18 protein-coding genes are annotated in these 20,338 nt (G+C 66.9%); 10 read left to right on the top strand and 8 right to left on the bottom strand.

The features are described 5' to 3' along the window. Window positions 1–3 precede the first annotated feature (3 nt). From ACFOHJ_RS12085 to ACFOHJ_RS12105, 5 genes are all read left to right on the top strand, one after another. Entirely contained in the window at window positions 4–1,509 is a 1,506-nt protein-coding gene (locus ACFOHJ_RS12085) for an ABC transporter substrate-binding protein (RefSeq protein ID WP_378220751.1), read from the top strand. A gap of 63 nt (window positions 1,510–1,572) precedes the next feature. Next, window positions 1,573–2,298 carry an SDR family oxidoreductase gene (locus ACFOHJ_RS12090; protein WP_378220752.1) on the top strand — a complete coding sequence of 242 codons (726 nt, stop codon included), beginning with the start codon at window positions 1,573–1,575 and terminating at the stop codon, window positions 2,296–2,298. Window positions 2,299–2,321: 23 nt separating this feature from the next. Next, the gene (locus ACFOHJ_RS12095) at window positions 2,322–3,386 is read left to right on the top strand and encodes an ABC transporter ATP-binding protein (RefSeq protein ID WP_378220753.1); all 1,065 of its coding nucleotides are present in this window, start codon (window positions 2,322–2,324) and stop codon (window positions 3,384–3,386) included. A gap of 61 nt (window positions 3,387–3,447) precedes the next feature. Beyond that, window positions 3,448–3,633, top strand: coding sequence for a hypothetical protein (locus ACFOHJ_RS12100; protein WP_378220754.1), 186 nt, complete (start codon window positions 3,448–3,450; stop codon window positions 3,631–3,633). A gap of 106 nt (window positions 3,634–3,739) precedes the next feature. Beyond that, entirely contained in the window at window positions 3,740–5,260 is a 1,521-nt protein-coding gene (locus ACFOHJ_RS12105) for a protein adenylyltransferase SelO (protein WP_378220755.1), read from the top strand. A 13-nt stretch (window positions 5,261–5,273) separates the two neighbouring features. Here ACFOHJ_RS12105 and ACFOHJ_RS12110 read toward each other — a convergent pair whose 3' ends face one another. From ACFOHJ_RS12110 to ACFOHJ_RS12130, 5 genes are all read right to left on the bottom strand, one after another. Beyond that, complete coding sequence (locus ACFOHJ_RS12110; protein ID WP_378220756.1) at window positions 5,274–5,786, bottom strand: L-2-amino-thiazoline-4-carboxylic acid hydrolase; 513 nt, start codon at window positions 5,784–5,786, stop codon at window positions 5,274–5,276. Window positions 5,787–5,866: 80 nt separating this feature from the next. After that, the gene (ftsZ, locus tag ACFOHJ_RS12115; protein WP_378220757.1) at window positions 5,867–6,847 is read right to left on the bottom strand and encodes a cell division protein FtsZ; all 981 of its coding nucleotides are present in this window, start codon (window positions 6,845–6,847) and stop codon (window positions 5,867–5,869) included. A gap of 186 nt (window positions 6,848–7,033) precedes the next feature. After that, a complete protein-coding gene (locus tag ACFOHJ_RS12120) occupies window positions 7,034–8,116 on the bottom strand; it encodes an ABC transporter ATP-binding protein (RefSeq protein WP_378220758.1) in 1,083 nt (360 codons plus the stop codon). Then, window positions 8,113–9,699 carry an ABC transporter permease gene (locus ACFOHJ_RS12125; RefSeq protein WP_378221553.1) on the bottom strand — a complete coding sequence of 529 codons (1,587 nt, stop codon included), beginning with the start codon at window positions 9,697–9,699 and terminating at the stop codon, window positions 8,113–8,115. Before ACFOHJ_RS12125 ends, ACFOHJ_RS12120 begins: the two co-directional genes overlap by 4 nt. Window positions 9,700–9,842: 143 nt before the next feature. Further along, on the bottom strand, window positions 9,843–10,847 hold the full coding sequence (locus ACFOHJ_RS12130; protein ID WP_378220759.1) for an iron ABC transporter substrate-binding protein: 1,005 nt from the start codon (window positions 10,845–10,847) through the stop codon (window positions 9,843–9,845). Window positions 10,848–11,183: 336 nt separating this feature from the next. Here ACFOHJ_RS12130 and ACFOHJ_RS12135 point away from each other — a divergent pair, with 336 nt between their 5' ends. The 3 genes from ACFOHJ_RS12135 to ACFOHJ_RS12145 all read left to right on the top strand — a co-directional run bounded on the left by ACFOHJ_RS12135 (window position 11,184) and on the right by ACFOHJ_RS12145 (window position 15,718). After that, window positions 11,184–12,323, top strand: coding sequence for an efflux RND transporter periplasmic adaptor subunit (locus ACFOHJ_RS12135; protein WP_378220760.1), 1,140 nt, complete (start codon window positions 11,184–11,186; stop codon window positions 12,321–12,323). 2 nt (window positions 12,324–12,325) lie between these two features. Then, window positions 12,326–15,457, top strand: a complete 3,132-nt coding sequence (locus ACFOHJ_RS12140; RefSeq protein ID WP_378220761.1) for an efflux RND transporter permease subunit — start codon at window positions 12,326–12,328, stop codon at window positions 15,455–15,457. A 102-nt stretch (window positions 15,458–15,559) separates the two neighbouring features. Then, window positions 15,560–15,718 carry a DUF3309 family protein gene (locus ACFOHJ_RS12145; protein ID WP_378220762.1) on the top strand — a complete coding sequence of 53 codons (159 nt, stop codon included), beginning with the start codon at window positions 15,560–15,562 and terminating at the stop codon, window positions 15,716–15,718. A 14-nt stretch (window positions 15,719–15,732) separates the two neighbouring features. Here the strand turns inward: ACFOHJ_RS12145 and ACFOHJ_RS12150 are convergent, their stop codons facing one another. From ACFOHJ_RS12150 to ACFOHJ_RS12160, 3 genes are all read right to left on the bottom strand, one after another. Continuing rightward, complete coding sequence (locus tag ACFOHJ_RS12150; protein WP_378221555.1) at window positions 15,733–16,884, bottom strand: MFS transporter; 1,152 nt, start codon at window positions 16,882–16,884, stop codon at window positions 15,733–15,735. Window positions 16,885–17,016: 132 nt separating this feature from the next. Beyond that, window positions 17,017–17,325, bottom strand: coding sequence for a DUF1244 domain-containing protein (locus ACFOHJ_RS12155; protein WP_378220763.1), 309 nt, complete (start codon window positions 17,323–17,325; stop codon window positions 17,017–17,019). A 23-nt stretch (window positions 17,326–17,348) separates the two neighbouring features. After that, complete coding sequence (locus ACFOHJ_RS12160; protein WP_378220764.1) at window positions 17,349–18,146, bottom strand: N-formylglutamate amidohydrolase; 798 nt, start codon at window positions 18,144–18,146, stop codon at window positions 17,349–17,351. Between the two features lie 314 nt (window positions 18,147–18,460). Here ACFOHJ_RS12160 and ACFOHJ_RS12165 point away from each other — a divergent pair, with 314 nt between their 5' ends. Both ACFOHJ_RS12165 and pyk read left to right on the top strand, forming a co-directional pair. Continuing rightward, a complete protein-coding gene (locus ACFOHJ_RS12165; protein WP_378221557.1) occupies window positions 18,461–18,898 on the top strand; it encodes a DUF1036 domain-containing protein in 438 nt (145 codons plus the stop codon). Continuing rightward, entirely contained in the window at window positions 18,895–20,328 is a 1,434-nt protein-coding gene (gene pyk, locus ACFOHJ_RS12170) for a pyruvate kinase (protein WP_378220765.1), read from the top strand. The genes ACFOHJ_RS12165 and pyk overlap by 4 nt, the downstream gene beginning before the upstream one ends. Window positions 20,329–20,338 lie beyond the last annotated feature (10 nt).

A 20,338-nucleotide genomic window follows, 5' to 3' on the forward strand; every position in this document is an offset into this window, starting at 1 on the left:
ACAATGAAAGACAGCATCAGAAAGGCCTATCTCGCCTCTGTCACCGACAGCTTCGTCAAGGGACAGATGGACCGTCGCACCTTCCTGCGTGCGGCCGGCAAGCTCGGCCTCGGCGCCGGCGCGCTCGGCATGGGCCTCGGCGCGCGTCCCTTCTACATGATGAGCCAGGCGCAGGCCCAGGAACAGAACCTGAAGCCCAGTGACGAGGTGATGAAATGGCTGGCCGACGTCGGCAAGCCGTTCGCCGGCACGACGCTGAAGCTGGCGACGGAATCGACGCCGCCCTCCAACGCCATCGCCACCCAGCTCAAGCAGTATTTCGAGGAAGCCTCGGGCATCAAGATCGAGATCGAGGTGCTGCCGCTGGAGCAGGTGCTGCAGAAGCTGACGCTCGACGTCGCCTCCAGCCTCGGCACCTATGACCTCTACTACATCGACCAGAGCTGGGCGGCCAATTTCAGCCAGGACGTGTTCGACCCGCGCGAGCAGTTGAAGAACGCGGACCTCGCCATGCCCAACTACAATATCGACGATTTCCTCAAGCCGCTGGTCGACGGCATCGCCATGTACAAGGACACGATGGTCGGCGTGCCCTACGACATTCCGATCTTCATCATGCAGTACCGCAAGGACATCTGGGACGAGCTGAAGCTGCCGGCCCCGACCACGATGGAAGACCTGCTCAACGCCTCGAAGGCGATCACCGACGCCAAGGGACCGAACGTCTACGGCACCAGCGGCCAGATGAAGTCGGGCCATTACAGCCTCGAATGCGACTGGACGGCGTGGCTGTGGGGCCATGGCGGCTCGATCTTCGACAAGGACGGCAAGTTCTGCGGCAACGACGAGCGCGGCCTCGAGGCGATCGCCTACTGGGACAAGCTCAAGGCCACCATGCCGCCCGGCGTCGATGGCTGGACCTGGGACGGCGAAGGCCAGTCGGTGGCGCAGGGCGTCGCCGCCTCGATGCTGTCGTGGGGCGAGTTCTTCCCGTTCTTCGACGATCCCAAGGCTTCCAAGGTCTCCGGCCTGATGGAGGCGATCGTGCCGCCGAAGCCGACGACGGCGCTGCGCACGGTCAACGACACGGCCTTCGGCGAAATCCCCGGCGTCGGCCACCAGGGCGGCTCCTCGCTGGCGGTGTCGAAATACTCCAAGTCGCCTGACGCCGCATGGGTGTTCATGCAGTGGGCGACCTGCGCCGACACGCAGGCGCTGATCACCGCCCTCGGCGGCGGCACCGGCCCGACGCGCACCAGCGTCTATGACGATCCGCGCGTCAAGGCCAATGCCCGCGTCGGCGCCGGCACCACGCGCCACCTGCCGGTGGTGCGCGACACCATCGCCAACTACATGGGCTCCGAGCCGGACCTGCCGGCCTGGGCGGAAATCTCCAGCGACACGATCCCGGTTGCGCTCGGCAAATACTTCGCCGGCCAGTCGGGCTCGGCCAAGGAGACCATGGACGCGCTGAAGGCCCAGGTGGACGACATCGTCGCCAAGGGCTGATCTTTCTTCACCGGGGCGGCGCTCGCCGCCGCCCCGGCCTGTTCAATCACGCAAGGGGATTCCATGGCCGACAAACCATTGGTGGCAGTGACGGGAGCGAGTTCGGGCATCGGCGAGGCCGTCGCCAAGGCATTCTCGGCGGCCGGCCATCCGGTGCTGATGATGGCGCGCCGGCTGGATCGCATGGAAGCGCTCGACCTTCCCGACAGCATGGCGCGCAAGGTCGACGTCCGCGACCGGGCGGCCATCGCCGCCGCCGTGAAGGAGGCGGAGGCAAAATACGGTCCGGTGGACATGATGTTCGCCAATGCCGGCATCGCCCGTCTCGCCGACATCGGCCGCCAGCCGCCCGAGGAATGGGACGAGATGATCGACATCAACACCAAGGGCATGCTGAACACGGTGCATGCGGTGATGTCGGGCATGATGGAACGCCGGCGCGGCACGCTGTTCATGATGAGCTCGATCGCCGGCCGCAAGGTCTATCCCGATCACACCGTCTATTGCGGCACCAAGTTCTTCGTCCACGCGATCTCGGAATCGCTGCGCGACTACCTGTCCGACTACGACGTGCGCGTCATCGTGCTTTCGCCCGGCGTCATCGAGACGGAAGTGCTGAGCGGCGTGCTCGATCCGACGACGCTTGCCAACTACAAGGCCAACAAGGCCAGGATGGGCGGCGGCATCGGGCCGGAGCATGTCGCGAACCTCATGCTGCACGCCTACCAGATGCCGCAGAACGCGCTGGTGCAGGAGATCGTCATCACGCCTACCCGCCAGAAATACTGACGCGCCGGTTCCGGAGAGAGCGAATGGCAACCGTAGAATACAAGAACATCGCCAAGGTCTTCGGCAATGTGGAGGTGATGCGCGACATCTCGCTCAGCATCGCCGACCGCGAATTCGTGGTGCTGCTCGGCCCCTCGGGCTGCGGCAAGACCACGCTGCTGCGCATGACGGCGGGGTTGGAAACGGTGACCAAGGGCGACCTGTTCATCGCCGACAAGCGCGTCAACGACGTGCATCCGCGCGACCGCAACATCGCCATGGTGTTCCAGAACTACGCGCTCTATCCGACGATGAAGGTGTTCGACAACATCGGCTTCAGCCTTGAAGTGGCCAAGGTGCCGAAGGCCGAAATCAGGAAGAAGGTCGAGTGGGCGGCCGAGATTCTCAACCTCACCCCCTATCTCGACCGCTACCCGAAGGAGCTTTCGGGCGGGCAGCGCCAGCGCGTGGCCATGGGGCGCGCCATGGTGCGCGAGGCGGAAGTCTTCCTGTTCGACGAGCCGCTGTCCAACCTCGACGCCAAGCTGCGCGCGCATATGCGGCTGGAAATCCGCCAGCTGCACAACCGGCTCGGCACGACAACGATCTACGTCACCCACGACCAGATCGAGGCCATGACCATGGCCGACAAGATCGTGCTCATGCACGCCGGCAAGATCATGCAGATCGGCACGCCGGACGAGGTCTACGAGCGGCCGAATTCGAAATATGTCGCCGACTTCATCGGCTCGCCGTCGATGAATTTCTTCGAGGGCACGGTCGAGGCCGCCGGCGTTCCGCGTTTCGTCGCCGAGGGCGTTTCCATCGATCTTTCGCCGGGTGTCGGGGCAAAGGCGGGCCAGAAGGTCATCCTCGGCGTGCGTCCCAACGACCTCGGCATTTCCGATGCCGGCGGCATCAAGGGCGAGGTCGTGCTATGCGAGACCACGGGCGCCGACATGCAGGTGCATGCGCGCGTCGGCGCGTTCGAAACGGTTGCCGTGGTGCCGCGCGGCGAGCGCCGGGCGCCCGGTTCGCCGGTCAGCCTTTCGGTGCAGCCCGACAAGGTGCACCTGTTCGATGCGGCGACGGAGCAGCGCATCGGGTGATCGGGGCGCCCTGTACGGCAGGTATCTTGAGCCGGCCGGCCTGCCGGGATATAGGCAAGCCATGAAGCCCCACGAGCGCGACAGACTGGACGACCTCTCCAAACGCCTGCGCGAGGAGCAGAAGGGTCTGCTGCTTGTCGCCGCCCAGTCGGACGGGTTGCCCAGCCAAAGCACGCTGCAACGCGTCGCGCAGCTCGAACTGAACATTTCGGCGATCGAAAACACGCTGGCCGACGAGCAGGCCTGAGCCGCGGGCGACAGCCCGGCGGATGCCTGCCGGCCTTGTGACGGTTCCCGTCCGCGCTTATGTCTGGGGCAGTTGCCGGCCTTTTTCCGGCAAGAGCGAGGTTTCCATGCCGGAAGCAAATGCTGCCAGGGCCATCGAGCGGGAGCGGGCCGACCAACCGGCGCCGCCCGCATTCGACAACAGCTATGCGCGGCTTCCCGACCGCTTCTTCGCCAGGCAGGAGCCGAGCCCGGTGCCGGCTCCGCGCCTGATCCGCGTCAACCGGCCGCTTGCCGCCGAGCTCGGCCTCGATCCCGCCTGGCTGGAAAGCGCCGACGGCGTCGCGATGCTTGCCGGCAATCGCTTTCCCGACACCGCCGAGCCGATCGCGCTGGCCTATGCCGGTCACCAGTTCGGCAATTTCGTGCCGCAGCTCGGCGACGGGCGGGCGCTGCTGGTCGGCGAGGTGATCGATGCTGCGGGCCATCATCGCGACATCCAGCTCAAGGGGTCGGGGCCGACGCGGTTCTCACGCAATGGCGACGGGCGTGCCGCGCTTGGCCCGGTGCTGCGCGAATATATCGTCAGCGAGGCGATGGCCGCCCTCGGTATTCCGACGGCGCGCACGCTGGCGGCGGTACTGACCGGCGATCCGGTCTATCGCGAGACGCGGCTGCCGGGCGCGATCGTTACCCGCGTGGCGGCCAGCCACGTGCGTATCGGCACCTTCCAGTTCTTCGCCGTGCGCCGCGATGTCGAGGCGCTGAAGACGCTGGCGGACTATGTGATCGAGCGCCACTATCCGGCGCTCGCCGGCCGTGACGACCGCTATCTCGGCCTGCTGGAGGCGGTGATCGCCGCGCAGGCCGACCTGGTGGCGCGCTGGATGCTGGTCGGCTTCATCCACGGCGTGATGAACACCGACAACATGACCATTTCCGGCGAAACCATCGATTATGGTCCGTGTGCATTCATGGACGCCTACGATCCGGCGACGGTGTTCAGTTCCATCGACGTGCAGGGACGCTATGCCTATGCCAACCAGCCGCGCATCGCCGCCTGGAACCTGACGCGGTTTGCCGAAACGCTGCTGCCGCTGCTCGCTGACGACGAGGACGCGGCCATCGCCAAGGCGGAAGGCGTGCTGAAGGGATTCCAGCCGGTTTACCAGGCGGCGTTCCATGGCGGGCTGAGGCGCAAGCTCGGCCTGCTTAACGAGCAGGAGGGCGACATCCAGCTGATCGGCGACCTGCTCTCGCTGATGGCGGCGAGCCGCGCCGACTTCACCCTGACGTTCCGGGGCCTCTCCGCTGAGATCGGCGGGCAGGCGGGCAAGGGGACGACGCGCGAGTCGTTCGTCGACCTCGCGGCGTTCGACGACTGGGCGGGCCGCTGGCGCACGCGGCTGCAAAGCGAGGATCTCGACGCAAGCCGCGAGGCGATGCTGTCGGCGAACCCGAAATACATCCCGCGCAACCACCATGTCGAGGCGGCGATCAAGGCGGCGGTCGAGAACGAGGATTTCGGCTCGTTCGAACGGATGCTGGCGGTGACCGGCAAGCCGTTTGAGGAACAGCCGCAGATGGCGGCCTATGCCCTGCCGCCGACGGAAGACGAGCGGGTGTTCCAGACGTTCTGCGGGACCTGAGGCGCGACGTTGCTCAGGGCTTGTCGCCGCCCGGCTCGTAGGTGTAGCGGAAGTCGCAGTGGTCGGCGCCCTGCATCAGCGTCTGCGTGCGCTTCAGCTTGATGTCGGGATTGTAGCCCTGGCAGAAAACGCCGTCGCGGTTGCACGACAGGAGATGCCCGATCTTGCCGAGGCCCATTTCGCGATAGGTTTCGGCGTAGCGGCAGCGCTTGACGTTGTAGTCGAAATGCGTGGCGTCGGCGCGCACGATTTCGACCCGGAGGGCGTCGTCCTTGGTCCACAGCGATTGCAAAGCCTGGAAGGTGAGCAGGTTGGCCCCGCCCTCCGTCTTCGCCGCGAACGACGTGCCGGCGTCGATGGCCGCCTTGCTGATGGCTTCGTCGAGGATCGCCTGTGCGCGCGCCTCGCCGATTTCGCGCACCATGCCCTCATAGATGGGGGCGATGATGGCGGCTTCGATCTTGCGGCGCTGCAAAATCCCGATTTCGCCTTCGGTCGCCGGGTTTGCGCTGCTCGTGGATTCCATTTTCTCTGCCTCTGCGTCTGCTTGTCCGGCAGACGATAGGCCGATCGGCCGCGAAGGTCACCGGTTTTCGGCAGGCGCGGCTACGAGGCGATGGAAAGTTCCGGCCGAAGGCCCGTGGCGACGACGGAAACCCGGAATTTCCCCTGCAGCGAGGTGTCGAAGATGGCGCCGACGATGATGTCGGCGTCCTGGTCGACCTCCTCGCGGATGCGGGTTGCCGCCTCGTCGACCTCGAACAGCGTCATGTCGGCGCCGCCCGATATGGAGACGAGCACGCCCTTGGCACCGGCCATGGAGGTTTCGTCGATCAGCGGATTGGCGATGGCCGCCTCGGCCGCCGCCTTGGCGCGTCCGTCGCCGGTCGCCTCGCCCGTTCCCATCATGGCGCGGCCCATGTCGCGCATCACCGATTTAACATCGGCGAAGTCGAGATTGATCAGGCCTTCCTTGACGATCAGGTCGGTGATGCAGCCGACGCCGGAATAAAGCACCTGGTCGGCCATGGCGAAGGCATCGGCAAACGTCGTCTTGGCATCAGCGACCCGGAACAGGTTCTGGTTGGGAATGACGATCACGGTGTCGACGCTTTCGCGCAGCCGCTCGATGCCCTGCTCCGCCGCCTGCATGCGCCGCTTGCCCTCGAAGGCGAAGGGCTTGGTCACCACGGCCACGGTCAGGATGCCGGCCTCGCGCGCCGCCTTGGCGATCACCGGCGCCGCTCCGGTGCCGGTGCCGCCGCCCATGCCGGCGGTGACGAAGCACATATGGGTGCCGGAAAGATGGTCCATGATCTCGTCGATCGATTCCACTGCCGCCGCTTGGCCGACTTCCGGCAGCGATCCCGCGCCGAGCCCTTCGGTCACGTGCACGCCGAGCTGGATCAGGCGGGTCGCCTTGGACATGGTCAGCGCCTGCGCGTCGGTATTGGCGACGACGAACTCCGCCCCTTCCAGCTTCTTGGCGATCATGTTGTTGACGGCATTGCCGCCGCCGCCGCCGACCCCGATCACGGTGATCTTGGGCCTCATTTCCGCAATCTCCGGCCTGGGCTTGGTGTTCATGACTGGAAATCCTCTAGAAAGGGCCAGCGATCGGCTTCCTTACCGGGCTGAAAACAGGCGAATCGGGTTGATGCAATGCGCTGCCAAGGAATCAGAGGGCGCAGCTCCGCGCAAGCGTGAACTGCTTTCGCGGCCAACCCCGTTCTTACGGGAGCGCCTGTGCGGTGCCGGCGTCAGGCCCGTACTTCAGGCAAAGACATGCGCCTTGCCGCTGACGCTGATGCGCACGATCTCGCCCACCGTGGGCGCATCCATGCCGGGCTTGCGCAGGATGAGCGGCGTGTTGGCGATCGCCGCGGCGTCGGGCGGATCGGGGCTGTTGAGAAGGCGCACCGCGACCATGCAGGTCGGGCCGCCGAACTCCAGTTCCACCACCTCGCCGAACAGCATGTCGGGCGTGCCTGACATGCCCTCGCGGGCGGTGCGCTTCAGCAGCAACTGCTCGGGCCGGAGCATGATGCGCGCATTGTCGCGCGCTTCCCTCGTCTCGACGGCGATCTGGCCGAGCGTGCATTGCGCGAAGCCGTCGCGCAGGCTGGCCGGCAGGATGATGGCGTCGCCGAGGAATTCGGCCACCATGCGGTTCTTCGGCCGCAGGTAGAGCTCGCGCGGCGTACCCACCTGCGAGAACTTGCCGTCGCGCATCACCGCCACCTGGTCGGCGAAGGAGAGCGCCTCCGCCTGATCGTGGGTGACGAGGATCGTGGCGATCCCCGCCGCCTCGAGAAGCTCAGCGACGGCCTTGCGCATGGAAACGCGAAGGCCGGTGTCGAGCGCCGAGAACGGCTCGTCGAGCAGCATCAGCCGCGGCTTCACCGCCATGGCGCGGGCGAGCGCGACGCGCTGCTGCTGGCCGCCGGAGAGCTCGTGCGGCCGGCGTTTCAGGATCGCCTTGTCCAACCCGACGATATAGGCGAGTTCGGTGATGCGGGCGTCGCGGCCGGCTTCGTGCCGGTTGATGCCGAAGCCGATATTGTCGGCGATGGTGAGATGCGGGAACAGGGCGCCGTCCTGCGCTACCAGGCCGATGCTGCGCTGGTGCGCGGGCACGCTGCCGCCTTCCTGTGCCAGCACTTCGCCGTCGAGTTCGATGCGGCCGCTGTCGGGCGCCTCGAAACCGGCGATCAGCCGCAGCAGGGTGGTCTTGCCGCAGCCCGACGGACCGACGATCGCCGTGCGGCTGCCGGCCTCCACCGCGAGGTCGACGCCGGACAGGGCGGCGACGGGGCCGTAGCGCTTTTCGAGGGAATGGAATTCGAGGAAGCTCATCGCCCGGCCATCCGCTTCGACTGGACGTAGAGCAGCCAGGTCAGCGGCATCGACGCCAACACCATGATCAGGGCGTACGGGGCCGCCGCGGCGTAATCGATCTCGCCGCTATAGGCCCAGAAGGCCAGCGCCAGCGTGCGGGTGCCGTTGGGGGCCAGCATCTGGGTCGCGGTGAGCTCGTTCATGATGCCGAGCGCCACCAGCGCCATGCCGGCCGCCGCCCCCGGCGCGGAAAGCCGGATCGTGGTCACCCACAGTGCGTTGAGCGGGCGTCGCCCGAGGTTGCTCGCCGCCCGCTCCAGCTCGACCGGCGCCTGGGCGATCGAGGCGCGCAGCGAAATCAGCGCGCGCGGCAGGAACATCAGCGCATAGGCGGTGACGATGGTGAAGACGGTCTGGTAGAGCGGCATCGCCACGCGCACGGTGATCGTCACCAGCGCCAGCGCGATGACGACGCCGGGCAGCGAGCCGACGATATAGTTGCAGCCCTCGAGCACGCGTTGCAGCGGCCCCGGCGCGCGGATCGACAGCCAGGCCATGGGGATGGCCGCGACCGTCGCCAGCACGCCGCCGGCAACCGCCAGGAAAATCGTCTGGCCGAGCGCCAGGCCGATCTCGTCCAGCCGCCACACCTGCGCGCCGCCGGCGACCAGCCAGCGGCCGATGGTGAGGAACGGCACGCCGAGCGCCAGCACCGAAACCAGCGCCATCAGCGCCAGGCAGGGCAGGGTGGCGCGGCCGAGCCGCACCGGCGGTAGCTGCCGGGCAGCGCCCGAGCCGACGCGGGCATAGCGCTCCTCGCCGCGCACCAGCACCTCGATGGCCAGGAGCACGAGGCAGCAGGTGACGAGCACGCCGGCCAGCATGTTGGCCGCCGGGCCGTTGAAGGTGGACTGGAACTGGTCGACGATCGCCGTGGTGAAGGTGTCGAAGCGGATGAACACGAACAGCCCGTATTCGGCCAGGAGGTGCAGGCCGACCAGCAGCGAGCCGCCGCAGATGGCGAGCCGCAGTTGCGGCAGCACGACGCGCAGGAAGACGCGCCATGGCGCATGGCCGAGCGAGGCAGCGGCGTCTTCGAGCGCCGGGTCGAGCCGGCGCAGCGAGGCTGCGATCGGCAGGTAGAGGAAGGGGAAATAGGCGATCACCGACACCAGCACGCCGGCGCCGAGCCCGTGCAGGCCGGGGACCAGCGTGATCCAGGCATAGGAGTGGACGAAGGCCGGGACAGCCAGCGGCGCCACCGACAGCCACGCCCACCAGCGCGCGCCCGGCAGGTCGCTGCGCTCGGTCAGCCAGGCCAACGCGACCGAAAGCGCGATGCTGAGCGGCACGGTAAGCACCATCAGCGAAAGGGTGTTGGTGAGCAGTTCGCCGACGCGCGGCCGGAACACAAGGGTAAGAACGGTTTCCCATCCGCTCTGCACGGCGACCGTGATGACGAAGCCGAGCGGCAGCAGCGCAAACAGCGAGACGAAGAGGGCCGCAAGGGTCATCCACGACAGCGGCAGCCGCCGGCGCGTGCCGCTGTCCACCAAAGTGAGCGGCGTAACGGTTTCCGCGTAGGGAAGCGCGGAGGGCATCAGGCGGCAGGCACCGCGAAGGCGAGAGCCGGGGAGACGGGAAAGCGGCGTGTTGTCATCGGCGTGCGCCATGTTGAAACGTAAGTGCTCCCGCGGTGGTCCCGCGGGAGCGCATTGGGTTGCCCTTTTAGGCCGTGCGACGGCTAAAGCAAGCCGGCTGCCGTCATCAGGTCGGTGACCTTCTTCGAATTCAGCTTCGAGGGATCGATCTTCGGAGCCTGGAGATCGGCGAGCGGGACCAGCTTGGGATTGGATTCCGCGCCGTTGGCGACCGCATATTCATAGGAAGTGCCGTTCTTCAGGATATCCTGGCCGCCCTTGCCGGCGATCCACTTGACGAAGGCCTGCGCTTCCTTGGGATGCTTGCTGGAGGCGAGCACGCCGCCGCCCGAGATCGAGACGAAGGCGCCCGGATCCTCGTTCTTGAAATAGTGCAGCTCGACGTTCTTGCTGTTTTCGCCGGTCTTGGCCTGATCGCCGAACCAGTAATAGTGGTAGATGACGCCGCCCTCGATCTCGCCGGCGTTGACGGCCTTCATCACCGTGCTGTTGCCCTTGTAGGCCGTGAAGTTTGCCTTCATCGCCTTGAGCCAATCGGCGGTCGCTTCCTCTCCCTTGAGTTCCAGAAGCGCGCTGACGATGGCCTGGAAGTCGGCGCCCGAAGGCGAGGCGGCCCAGCGGCCCTTCCAGCTCGGATCGGCCAGGTCGAGCAGCGACTTGGGCAACTGGTCGGCGGAAAGCTTTTCCTTGTTGTAGACAAACACCGTGCTGCGCGCGGCAATGCCGGTCCAGGCGCCGCTCGACGGGCGGAACTGCTCGGGAACCAGCGCCAGCGTGTCGGCGTCGATCGGCGCGAACAGGCCGGCGTTCTCGACCAGCGCCATGGCCGGCGAATTCTCGGTCAGGAACACGTCGGCCGGAGAGGCCGCGCCTTCGGCGACGATCTGGTTGGAGAATTCGCTGTCGCCACCGTTGCGCAGCGTGACCTTGATGCCGGTCTCCTTGGTGAAGCCCTCGGCCCATTCCTTGGCGAGGCTCTCATGCTGCGCGTTGTAGACGATGATGCCGTCTTCCTGGGCGAGTGCCGGCGACAGGGCGATGCCGGTGAGGGCAACGGCGCCGGTAAGGACGGATAGGATGGACTTCATGGTTTTCTCCAGCGGATTTTTCCGCCACCTATCAATATATGATTATTGTAGTCAAGTTTTGTTCGCGCCGAGGGCGGTAAATTTTCGGGGTGCCCTGCGCGCGGCCTCGAGAAGCGGCTGCGCGCGCGTGCTGACACCTGCTGACATGACGGCGACAAGCGTGCCGATAACGCCGGCGCGGTGATGGACCGATCAACTTTTCTGACTGTTTCGGGCCCTGACTTTGCTGTAGAAGGCGCCCTCCGCCGATCACGTTCATTTGAAGGAAACGGACGCGGGCCCATATGAGGGCATCGCCGAACCATCGGCCAAGGTCCGTACACCGGAAGGACGCCAATGCCGAAAGTCAGGTTTCACAAGCTTGCCGCTCTCGTCGTGCTCGTCGGCTTCGCCGCCTGGGTGGCAACCGGGGAGCTCTCCTCGGTCGGAAGCGCTGCCGACCCGCAGAAGCAGGATGCGGCCAAGCAGCAAAAGGCCGAGGTCAAGGCGCCGGCGCGCACGGTCGCGGTGGTGAAGCCGCCGCGCGCCATGCATGCGCGCGCCATCCGCATTTCCGGGGTTACGGAAGCCGACAAGCGCGCGGTGCTGGCGACACGCGTCGGCGGCGTCATCGCCAGGCTGCCGGTGCGGCAGGGCCAGCGCGTCAAGGCGGGCGACCTGATCCTGATGCTCGACGCGGAGGAAAAGGTCGCCGCCGTGGACAGCGCCAAGCAGTTGCTGGCGCAGCGGCAGGCGGAACTTTCGGCCGCCGAGCGCCTGGCCAAGTCGGGCAATCTGCCGGCGCTGCAGCTCGACACCGCCCGCTCGGGCCTGATCTCGGCGCAGTCGGGGTTGCGGGCCGCCGAGGCCGAACTTGACCGCAACGAGGTGAAGGCGCCGTTCGACGGTGTCGTCGACCGCATCCCGGTCGAACTCGGCAGCGCCATCATGCAGGGCGGCGAGGTGGCCACGGTGCTTGCGCTCGACCCGGTGATCGCGCGCGGCGAAATCAGCGAGCGCGACCTGCGCTTCGTCAAGGTCGGCGACGAGGCCGATGTCAGGCTGGTCAACGGCGACACCGTCACCGGCAAGCTGCGCTACATCAGCCGTGATGCTTCGGCGGCGACGCGGACCTTCCGCGTCGAGGTGGCGATCGCCAACCCGGACGGGGCGATCCCGGCCGGCATGACGGCGGAAATCACGCTGCGGACGGCGCCGACCGATGCCGTGATGCTGCCGCGCTCGGTGGTGACGCTGAGCGGCGACGGCGACCTCGGCATCCGCGCCGTCGACCGCAACGACAAGGTCGTGTTCTTCCCGATCGACCTCATCGACGATACGCCCAAGGGGCTGGTGCTGGCCGGTATCCCCGATGATGCGCGGGTGATCGTTTCGGGACAGGAACTGGTGGCCGAAGGCGATGTCGTCGAGCCGGTCGAGGCGGATGCGCAGGCCGTCCGCAAGCTGGCGGGTGAAGCCGGGGCTGGGACCCAGTAGCCATGGACATCGTCAGGCTCGCGATCCGCAACGCGCGGCTCACCATATCGGTGCTGGTGTTCCTGCTGCTGGCGGGGGCGATCGCCTACCAGTCGGTGCCGAAGGAAGCCGAGCCCGACGTGCCGATCCCGATGATGTATGTCGGGCTGATCTACCAGGGCATCTCGCCGGAGGATTCCGAGCGGCTGCTTTTGCGGCCGATGGAAACCAAGCTGAAGAACCTCAAGGGCCTGAAGGAAATGCGCTCGGCCGCCTTCCAGGGCGGCGGCTATGTGCTGGTCGAGTTCGAGCCGTCGGTCGACCTGGCCACCGCCCTGCAGGACACGCGCTCCAAGGTGCAGGACGCCAAGGCCGACCTGCCGCAGGCGGCGGAGGAGCCGACCGTCAACGAGGTCAACATCTCCGAATTCCCGGTGATGGTGGTCACCCTTTCCGGCCACATGCCGGAGCGCGCCCTGACGGCGGCCGCGCGCAACCTGCGCGACCGCATCGAGGAAGTGCCGGGCGTGCTCGAAGGCTCGCTGCAGGGTGCGCGCGACGACCTGGTCGAGGTGGTCATCGATCCGGTGAAGCTGTCGTCCTACGGGCTGCAGCTCGACCAGCTGATCCAGGGGGTAGCGGCCTCCAACAACCTCGTCGCCGCCGGCAATCTCGAAGGCTCGCAGGGCAAGTATGCGGTCAAGGTGCCGTCGCTGATCGAGACGCCGGAGGATGTCGCCAATCTGCCGGTGGTCACGGGGCCGAACGCGGTGGTGCAGGCCAAGGACATCGCCACCGTGCGTTCCACCTTCAAGGACGCCGAGACGGTGACGCGGCTCGATGGCAAGCCGGCCATCGCCATCGAGGTCAAGAAGCGCATCGGCGCCAACCTGATCGATACGATCGGCGAGGTGAAGGCGGTCGCCGACAATTTCGTCAAGAGCCTGCCGGAAGGCGCCGAGGTGACCTACACGCAGGACAAGTCGGTGTTCGTCAACCAGCTGCTCGGCGACCTGCAGAACCATGTGATGATCGCCGTCATCCTGGTGTTCATCGTCATCCTCTACGCGCTGTCGGGGCGCGCCTCGCTCTTGATCGGGCTGGCCATTCCCTCCTCGTTCCTGATTGGCATCCTGCTGCTCGCGCTGATGGGCTACACGATCAACATGATCGTGCTGTTCTCGTTGATCCTGGCGGTGGGCATGCTGGTCGACGATGCCATCATCGTCACCGAGTTCGCGGAACGGCGCATGAGCGAGGGCATGCCGAAGGAGGAGGCCTTCGCGCTTGCCGCCCGGCGCATGGCCGGGCCGGTCATCGCCGCCACCATGACGCGCATCGCGGCCTTCTCGCCGCTGCTGTTCTGGCCCGGCATCATCGGCGATTTCATGAAATACCTGCCGATCACGCTGATCGTGACGCTGGCGGCCTCGATGCTTTATGCGCTGGTGTTCGCCCCGACGCTGGGGGCGATGTTCGCCAGGGCGCCCGTGCACCACGAGGATGACCATCGCGACGGCTGGTACATGGCGCTGGTCAGGCAGGCGGTGCGGTTCCCCAAGACCGTGCTGGTACTCACGGTCGTGCTTCTGGTCGGCGTACAGTTCTCCTATTCGAAGTTCGGCGCGGGCGTCGAGTTCTTCCCGAGCGTCGAGCCGGACTACGGCCTGCTCTACGTGCATGCGCGCGGCAATCTCTCGCTGGCCGAAATGGATGCCGCCACCACGGAAGCCGAGAAGCGGCTGCTGGGCTGGCCGGGGGTGAAGTCGGTCTATACGCGCGTCGGCAAGACACAGGGCGGCGGCGCCGATATTCCCGAGGACGTGGTCGGGGTCATCCAATACGAGTTCGTCGACTGGCGCGAGCGCAAGCCCGCCAACCAGATTCTCGACGATTTGCGCAAGGTGATGGCGGGCCTGCCCGGCATCGATGTCGAGGTGCGTGTGCCGGAGGCCGGCCCGCCGACCGGCAAGGCGATCCAGCTCCGGCTGTCGGCCACCGATCCGGCCGGCCTCAATGACAAGGCGCGCGAAGTGGCGGCGCATATCGCCAAGATCCCCGGCGTCATCGACGTTTCCGACGGCCTGCCGCCGCCCGGCGTCGACTGGGCGCTCAATGTCGATCGCGCCAAGGCGGCGCAGTACGGCATCAGCCCGAGTTCCGTCGGCACCGTCGTGCAACTGGTGACCAACGGCCTGAAGCTTTCGGAATACCGGCCGGCCGGCGCCGACGATGCGGTCGATATCCGCCTGCGCCTGCCGGAAGACCAGCGCACGCTGTCGACGCTGGACGAATTGCGGGTGCAGACCAGCCAGGGCGCGGTGCCGATCTCGAACTTTGTCCAGCGCCGGGCCGAGCCGCGCGTCGGCACGCTGAACCGCATAGACGGCGCCCGCACCGTGGTGGTGCAGGCCAATGTCGCCGCCGACCGCCAGGTGGCGGCGGTGCAGCAGGAAGTCACCAAGGCGGTGGCCGAGATGGACCTGGGCGGCGTGCGCTGGAAGCTGGCCGGCTCCAACGAGGACAGCGAGGAGGCCTCCGCCTTCCTGTCCAAGGCCTTCGGCGCGGCGATCTTCCTGATCTTCATCGTGTTGCTCGCGCAGTTCAACAAGTTCACCAGCGTCTGGCTGGTGCTGTCCTGCGTGGTCATGGCGACCATCGGCGTGTTCCTCGGCCTTTTGATCACCGACGAAACCTTCGGCATCGTCATGTCGGGCATCGGCGTCATCGCGCTGGCCGGCGTGGTGGTGAACAACAACATCGTGCTGATCGACACCTATGACCGGCTGCGCGAGGAGGGCTGGGAGAAGATGGACGCGGTGCTGCAGACCTGCCGCGAACGAGCCCGCCCGGTGGTGCTGACCGCCGTGTCGGCCATCCTCGGCGTGCTGCCGATCGCCTTCGGGCTCGGGTTGGAAATCTTCCACCACGAGACGACGATCAACGCGCCCTCGACGCAGTGGTGGATCTCGCTGTCCTCGGCCATCGTCTTCGGCCTGTCCTTCGCCACGGTGCTGACCCTGATCGTGACGCCGTCCATGCTGATGGTGTTCACCCGCGACAAGATCCGGCCGGGCGAGCGGCGGAGCTGGTGGAGCCGGCTGTTCCGGCGCCGCCGCCAGGAAGCCGAGCCGGCTGCCCAACCGGCCGAATAGCGCGCCTTTCAAGGGGAGCTTTCACGGAGAAAGGCCGCGCGGGAACAACCGGGCGGCCTCGCGCATTGTCGTGCACTTCAACCGCGCGGGGCAACGGCGTCCATGACCCTCACCAGCATCGTGATCGTTCTCCTGATCCTGCTTCTCGTCGGCACGATGCCGAACTGGCCCTATTCGCGCGAGTGGGGTTTTCGGCCGTCCGGGATCATCGGCGCGGTGCTGCTCGTGGTGCTGGTCCTGGTCCTGATGGGCAGGCTGTAGAGCTGCGGCCTGCCTTATCGGGTGGAGACGAAGTCGGCGCGGTGGGCGAGCCCGGCCATCAGGAACACCACGACCAGAAGGCCGGACAGGATGACGAAGACGGGGCCGAAACCCGTATGCTCGGCGAGGAAGCCGATCCCCGAGGGCGCTACCAGGATGCCGCAATAGCCCATGGTCGAGACCACGCTGAGGCCGGCGCCCGACGACAGGCCGCTCTGGTTGCCGGCGGCGGAAAAGGCGATCGGCACCATGTTGGCGGTGCCGAGCCCGCAAAAGGCGAACGCGCCGATGGCCAGCCACGGATCGGGCGAAAGTCCGGCCACCAGCATGCCGCTCGCTGCGAGCAGGGCGGAGATGCGCAGCGTCTTTACCGCGCCGAAGCGGTTGCGCACCCTGTCGCCGAAGAAGCGCATCAGCGCCATGACGCCGGAGAAGGCGGCGAAGGCGAAGCCGGCGGTGGCGAGGTCGGTGCCGAGTTCCTGGCGCAGGTAGAGCGCCGACCAGTCGAGCACCGCCCCTTCGGGGATCATCGAAAACAACGCCATGATGCCGATCAGGTAGATGGCGGCGGTCCGGGGGAGGGTGAAGCGGGCATGGCTCTGCGTCACCGGCTTGTCCTCGCCAACCAGATGGCGCATTGCCGGCAGGACCACGACGAGGGCCAGCACGCCCGCCACGGCCGCGTGGGCAAGGTGGCCGTAATGCTGGATGGCGAAGCCGCCGAGGCTGCCGCCGACGAAACCGCCGAGGCTCCAGAAACCGTGCGAGGACGACATGATGGCGCGCCCGAGCTTGCGCTCGACGGCAACGGCATTGGCGTTCATGGCGACATCCATGCCGCCGATCACGCCGCCGAACAGGATCATGGCCGGAGCCGCCATCGCGACGCTCGGCGCCAGGGCCACCAGCAGCAGGCCGAAGCCGGCGCACAGGCTGAACCAGCGCACGACCGCGCGCGAGCCGTGCCGCGCAATCAGGTGTCCGCACCAGACCATGGCGGCGATGGCGCCCAGGCCGAACAGCAGGATCAGCAAGCCGAGCGTGAAGCGGCCGATTTCCAGCCGCGTCAGCAGGACCGGAATCTGCGGCGCCCAGCTTCCGGTCAGGAAGCCGTTGGCGAAGAACATGGCCGCGACCGCCCAGCGGCCCCGGCGGGCGTCAGGCATCGCGGCGGCTTGCAGGGGAGTCGGCACGTTGGGGCGGCTTCCGGGAGGTTTGCGGTGGGGCGGAACCTAAATCGGTTCAGGTCGAAGTCAAGCCATCGGGCCGGCAAGTGCTTGATCCAGCCGCCGGCGACTTCAGTGGTCTTTCGGCCGGTTGGTCTCGAAGGTGGCGAGCTTGTCGGGCGATGCCGCGGTCTGGTTCTGCGCCTGCCACTCGGCATAGGGCATGCCGTAGATGATCTCGCGCGACTCTTCCTTGGAAAGCGCGACGCCTTCCGTCTCGGCGGCTTCGCGGTACCAGTTGGACAGGCAGTTGCGGCAGAAGCCGGCGAGGTTCATGAGGTCGATGTTCTGCACGTCGCCGCGTTCGCGCAGGTGCCCGACCAGCCGGCGAAAGGCGGCGGCCTCGAAATCGCGCTTCTGTTCTTCGCTGAGTTCGGTCATCGCCATCTCCATACCCGTCTGCGTCATACAGGTCCGGTCCGAGAACCGAACCGCCTTACTTCGTGTATATCGGGCAGGCGGTTGATTTCTTCAACGATGGGCGCCAGCCGCCCGGCCCAGGCGAGCGCGCCCTGCCGGTCGGCGATCAGGTCCTGCCGGATCTCGATCAGCGCATGCGCGAAGCCGTTGACGATGGCGTGCCGGAACATGGTGTCGCCGCGCAGCGCGCCGTCGTAGGGCTCGTTGTCGCCGACGACGAGGCCCTTGTCCGCCGCGAGCATGTCCATCAGCGGCAGCGCCACGCGCCCGTCCATGTCCCACAGGATGCCGACATGCCAGGGCCGCACCCGGCCGTGCAGGACAGGTGTGAAGGAGTGCACCGAGAGGATGAAGGGCGGCGCGCCGGACGCCTGCGCCACCGACGCGATCATGGCGCCGACGGCATCGTGATAGGGGCGATAGTAGCCGTCGAGCCGCTTTTCCCGTTCCTCGGCCGCCATCGGATAGTTGGCCGGAATGACGGTGCCGTCATAGAGCTGGCGGATCAGCGTCGGGTCGTCCTCGCCGCGATTGGGGTCGATCAGGAGGCGCGAGAAATTCGCCATCACCGCCGGCGCGCGCAGCCGCGCGGCAAGCTCGCGCGTCACCGTCTCGACGCCGATGTCGTAGGCGATGTGGCGGTCGAACTCCGAGCGCGGCAGGCCGAGATCGCCATAGTCTTCCGGCAGGCCGCGGCCTGCATGGTCGGCGACCAGGACGATGCCGCGCCCGCGGTCGCCTTCAATGACCTCGAAGGGTGCGAAAACTGTGGATCGGGTCATGGGCGGGAAAATGGCTGCATCTGTCGTCCGGCGGCGGTGGTAGCGTCATTCCACGAACGGAAGATGGGCGCAATGCCGTTGTTTGGACAAGGTTTTTGCAAAGATCGGGTCGAACGCGAGGCGAAGACCGGCCCGCGTTCATCTAAATCGATTGGATTTCGCTGTTCCGGCGCGTTGACATGCGACGGGACTTTTCCGAAAAGAGGCGTGAGGGCCATATGATTGCGTCGTTATCGAGGGTTTTGGGGGCGATGGTCGCCGGCAGGCTGCGCGTGGGCGCGGCGGCGGGCGTGCCCTGCGCCGCGCTGGTGGCCATGCTGGCGGTGATGGCCTCGGCGGCGCCGGCCCGCGCGGATTTCCGCGTCTGCAACGCGACGCAGAACCTGGTCGGCGTCGGCATCGGCTACCGCGCCAAGGCCGGGTGGATCACCGAGGGCTGGTGGCACATCGAGGGCTCGAGCTGCAAGACCCTCATCGAAGGGCCGCTGTCATCCAGGTTTTACTATCTCTATGCAGAAGACGCCGAGCGTGGCGGCCGCTGGGACGGGCCGATCAACATGTGCGTGGCTGAGAAAGAGTTCAAGATTGCCGGCGTCAACGACTGCGTCGCGCGCGGTTTCCAGCGCGCCGGCTTCCAGGAATACGACACCGGCGAACAGGCGAGCTGGATGGTCCAGTTGACCGACCAGTCCGCCCCCGGCGCCGAGGGCGCTGCCGACAACAAGAGTCCCCCGGAAAGCAAGAGTCAATGAGACGCAACCGCAAGGTCAAGATACTCGCCACCATCGGCCCCGCTTCCTCGTCTGAGGAGATGCTGAGGAAGCTTTTCGAGGCCGGCGCCGACGTTTTCCGCATCAATATGAGCCATACCGACCATGAGTTGATGCGCACGCTGGTCGAGCGCATCCGCGGGGTCGAGGCGGCGGTCGGCCGGCCGATCGGCATCCTGGCCGACCTGCAGGGGCCGAAGCTCAGGGTCGGCAAGTTCGCCAACGGCAAGGAGACGCTGAGCGTCGGGCAGAGCTTCACGCTCGACGACAATCCCGAACCGGGCACTGCCGAGCGCGTCTATCTTCCCCATCCGGAAATCCTGCACTCGGTCCAGCCCGGCCATCGGCTGCTGATCGACGACGGCAAGCTGGCGTTGCGGGCCGTGGCCTGCGACGGAAGGTCGATCACCTGCACCGTGCTTGCCGGGACGAGCATTTCCGACCGGAAGGGCGTCAGCCTGCCCGACACCGAACTGCCGGTCGGGGCGCTGACGGAAAAGGACCGCAAGGACCTCGACGCGGTGCTGGACGCCGGCGTCGACTGGGTGGCGCTGTCGTTCATCCAGCGGCCGGAAGACCTTGCCGAGGCGCGCAAGATCGCGCGCGGGCGGGCGCTGCTGATGTCGAAGATCGAGAAGCCGCAGGCGGTGGCGCGGCTGGGCGAGATCATGGACCTGTCCGACGCCATCATGGTCGCGCGCGGCGACCTCGGGGTCGAGATGCCGCTGGAGGCCGTGCCCGGCATCCAGAAGCAGATCACCCGAAAGGCGCGCAAGGCGGGCAAGCCCGTGGTCGTGGCGACCCAGATGCTGGAATCGATGATTTCGGCGCCGGTGCCGACCCGCGCCGAAGTCTCGGACGTGGCCACCGCCGTGTTCGAGGGCGCCGATGCCGTGATGCTGTCGGCCGAATCCGCTGCCGGCGCCTACCCGGTCGAGGCGGTCGCGACCATGAACAGCATCGCCGTCAAGGTCGAGCAGGACCCGACCTACGCGGCGGTCATCGACGCGCAGCGCGCCGCGCCCGAGGCGACCGGCGCCGATGCCATCTCGCTCGCCGCGCGCGAAATCGCCCAGACGCTGAACCTGCGCGCCATCATCACCTACACCGCGTCCGGCACGACCGGCCTCAGGGCCGCGCGCGAGCGGCCGCAGACGCCGATCATCGCGCTTTCGCCGATCGTCAACACGGCGCGGCGGCTGTCGCTGCTGTGGGGAACGCATTGCGTGGTCTCGCCCGACGCCACCGATCTCGACGACATGGTCAACCGCGCCTGCCGCATCGCGCTGGACGAGGGGTTCGGCGAACCAGGTGACCGCGTCATCATCACCGCGGGCGTGCCGCTGAGGACGCCCGGCTCCACCAACATGCTGCGCATCGCCTATGTCGGCTCGACGGAGGGCGGGCGCTAACCATCGCCCT

The organism is Aquamicrobium soli (assembly GCF_042646345.1).
GTDB lineage: Bacteria > Pseudomonadota > Alphaproteobacteria > Rhizobiales > Rhizobiaceae > Mesorhizobium > Mesorhizobium soli_A.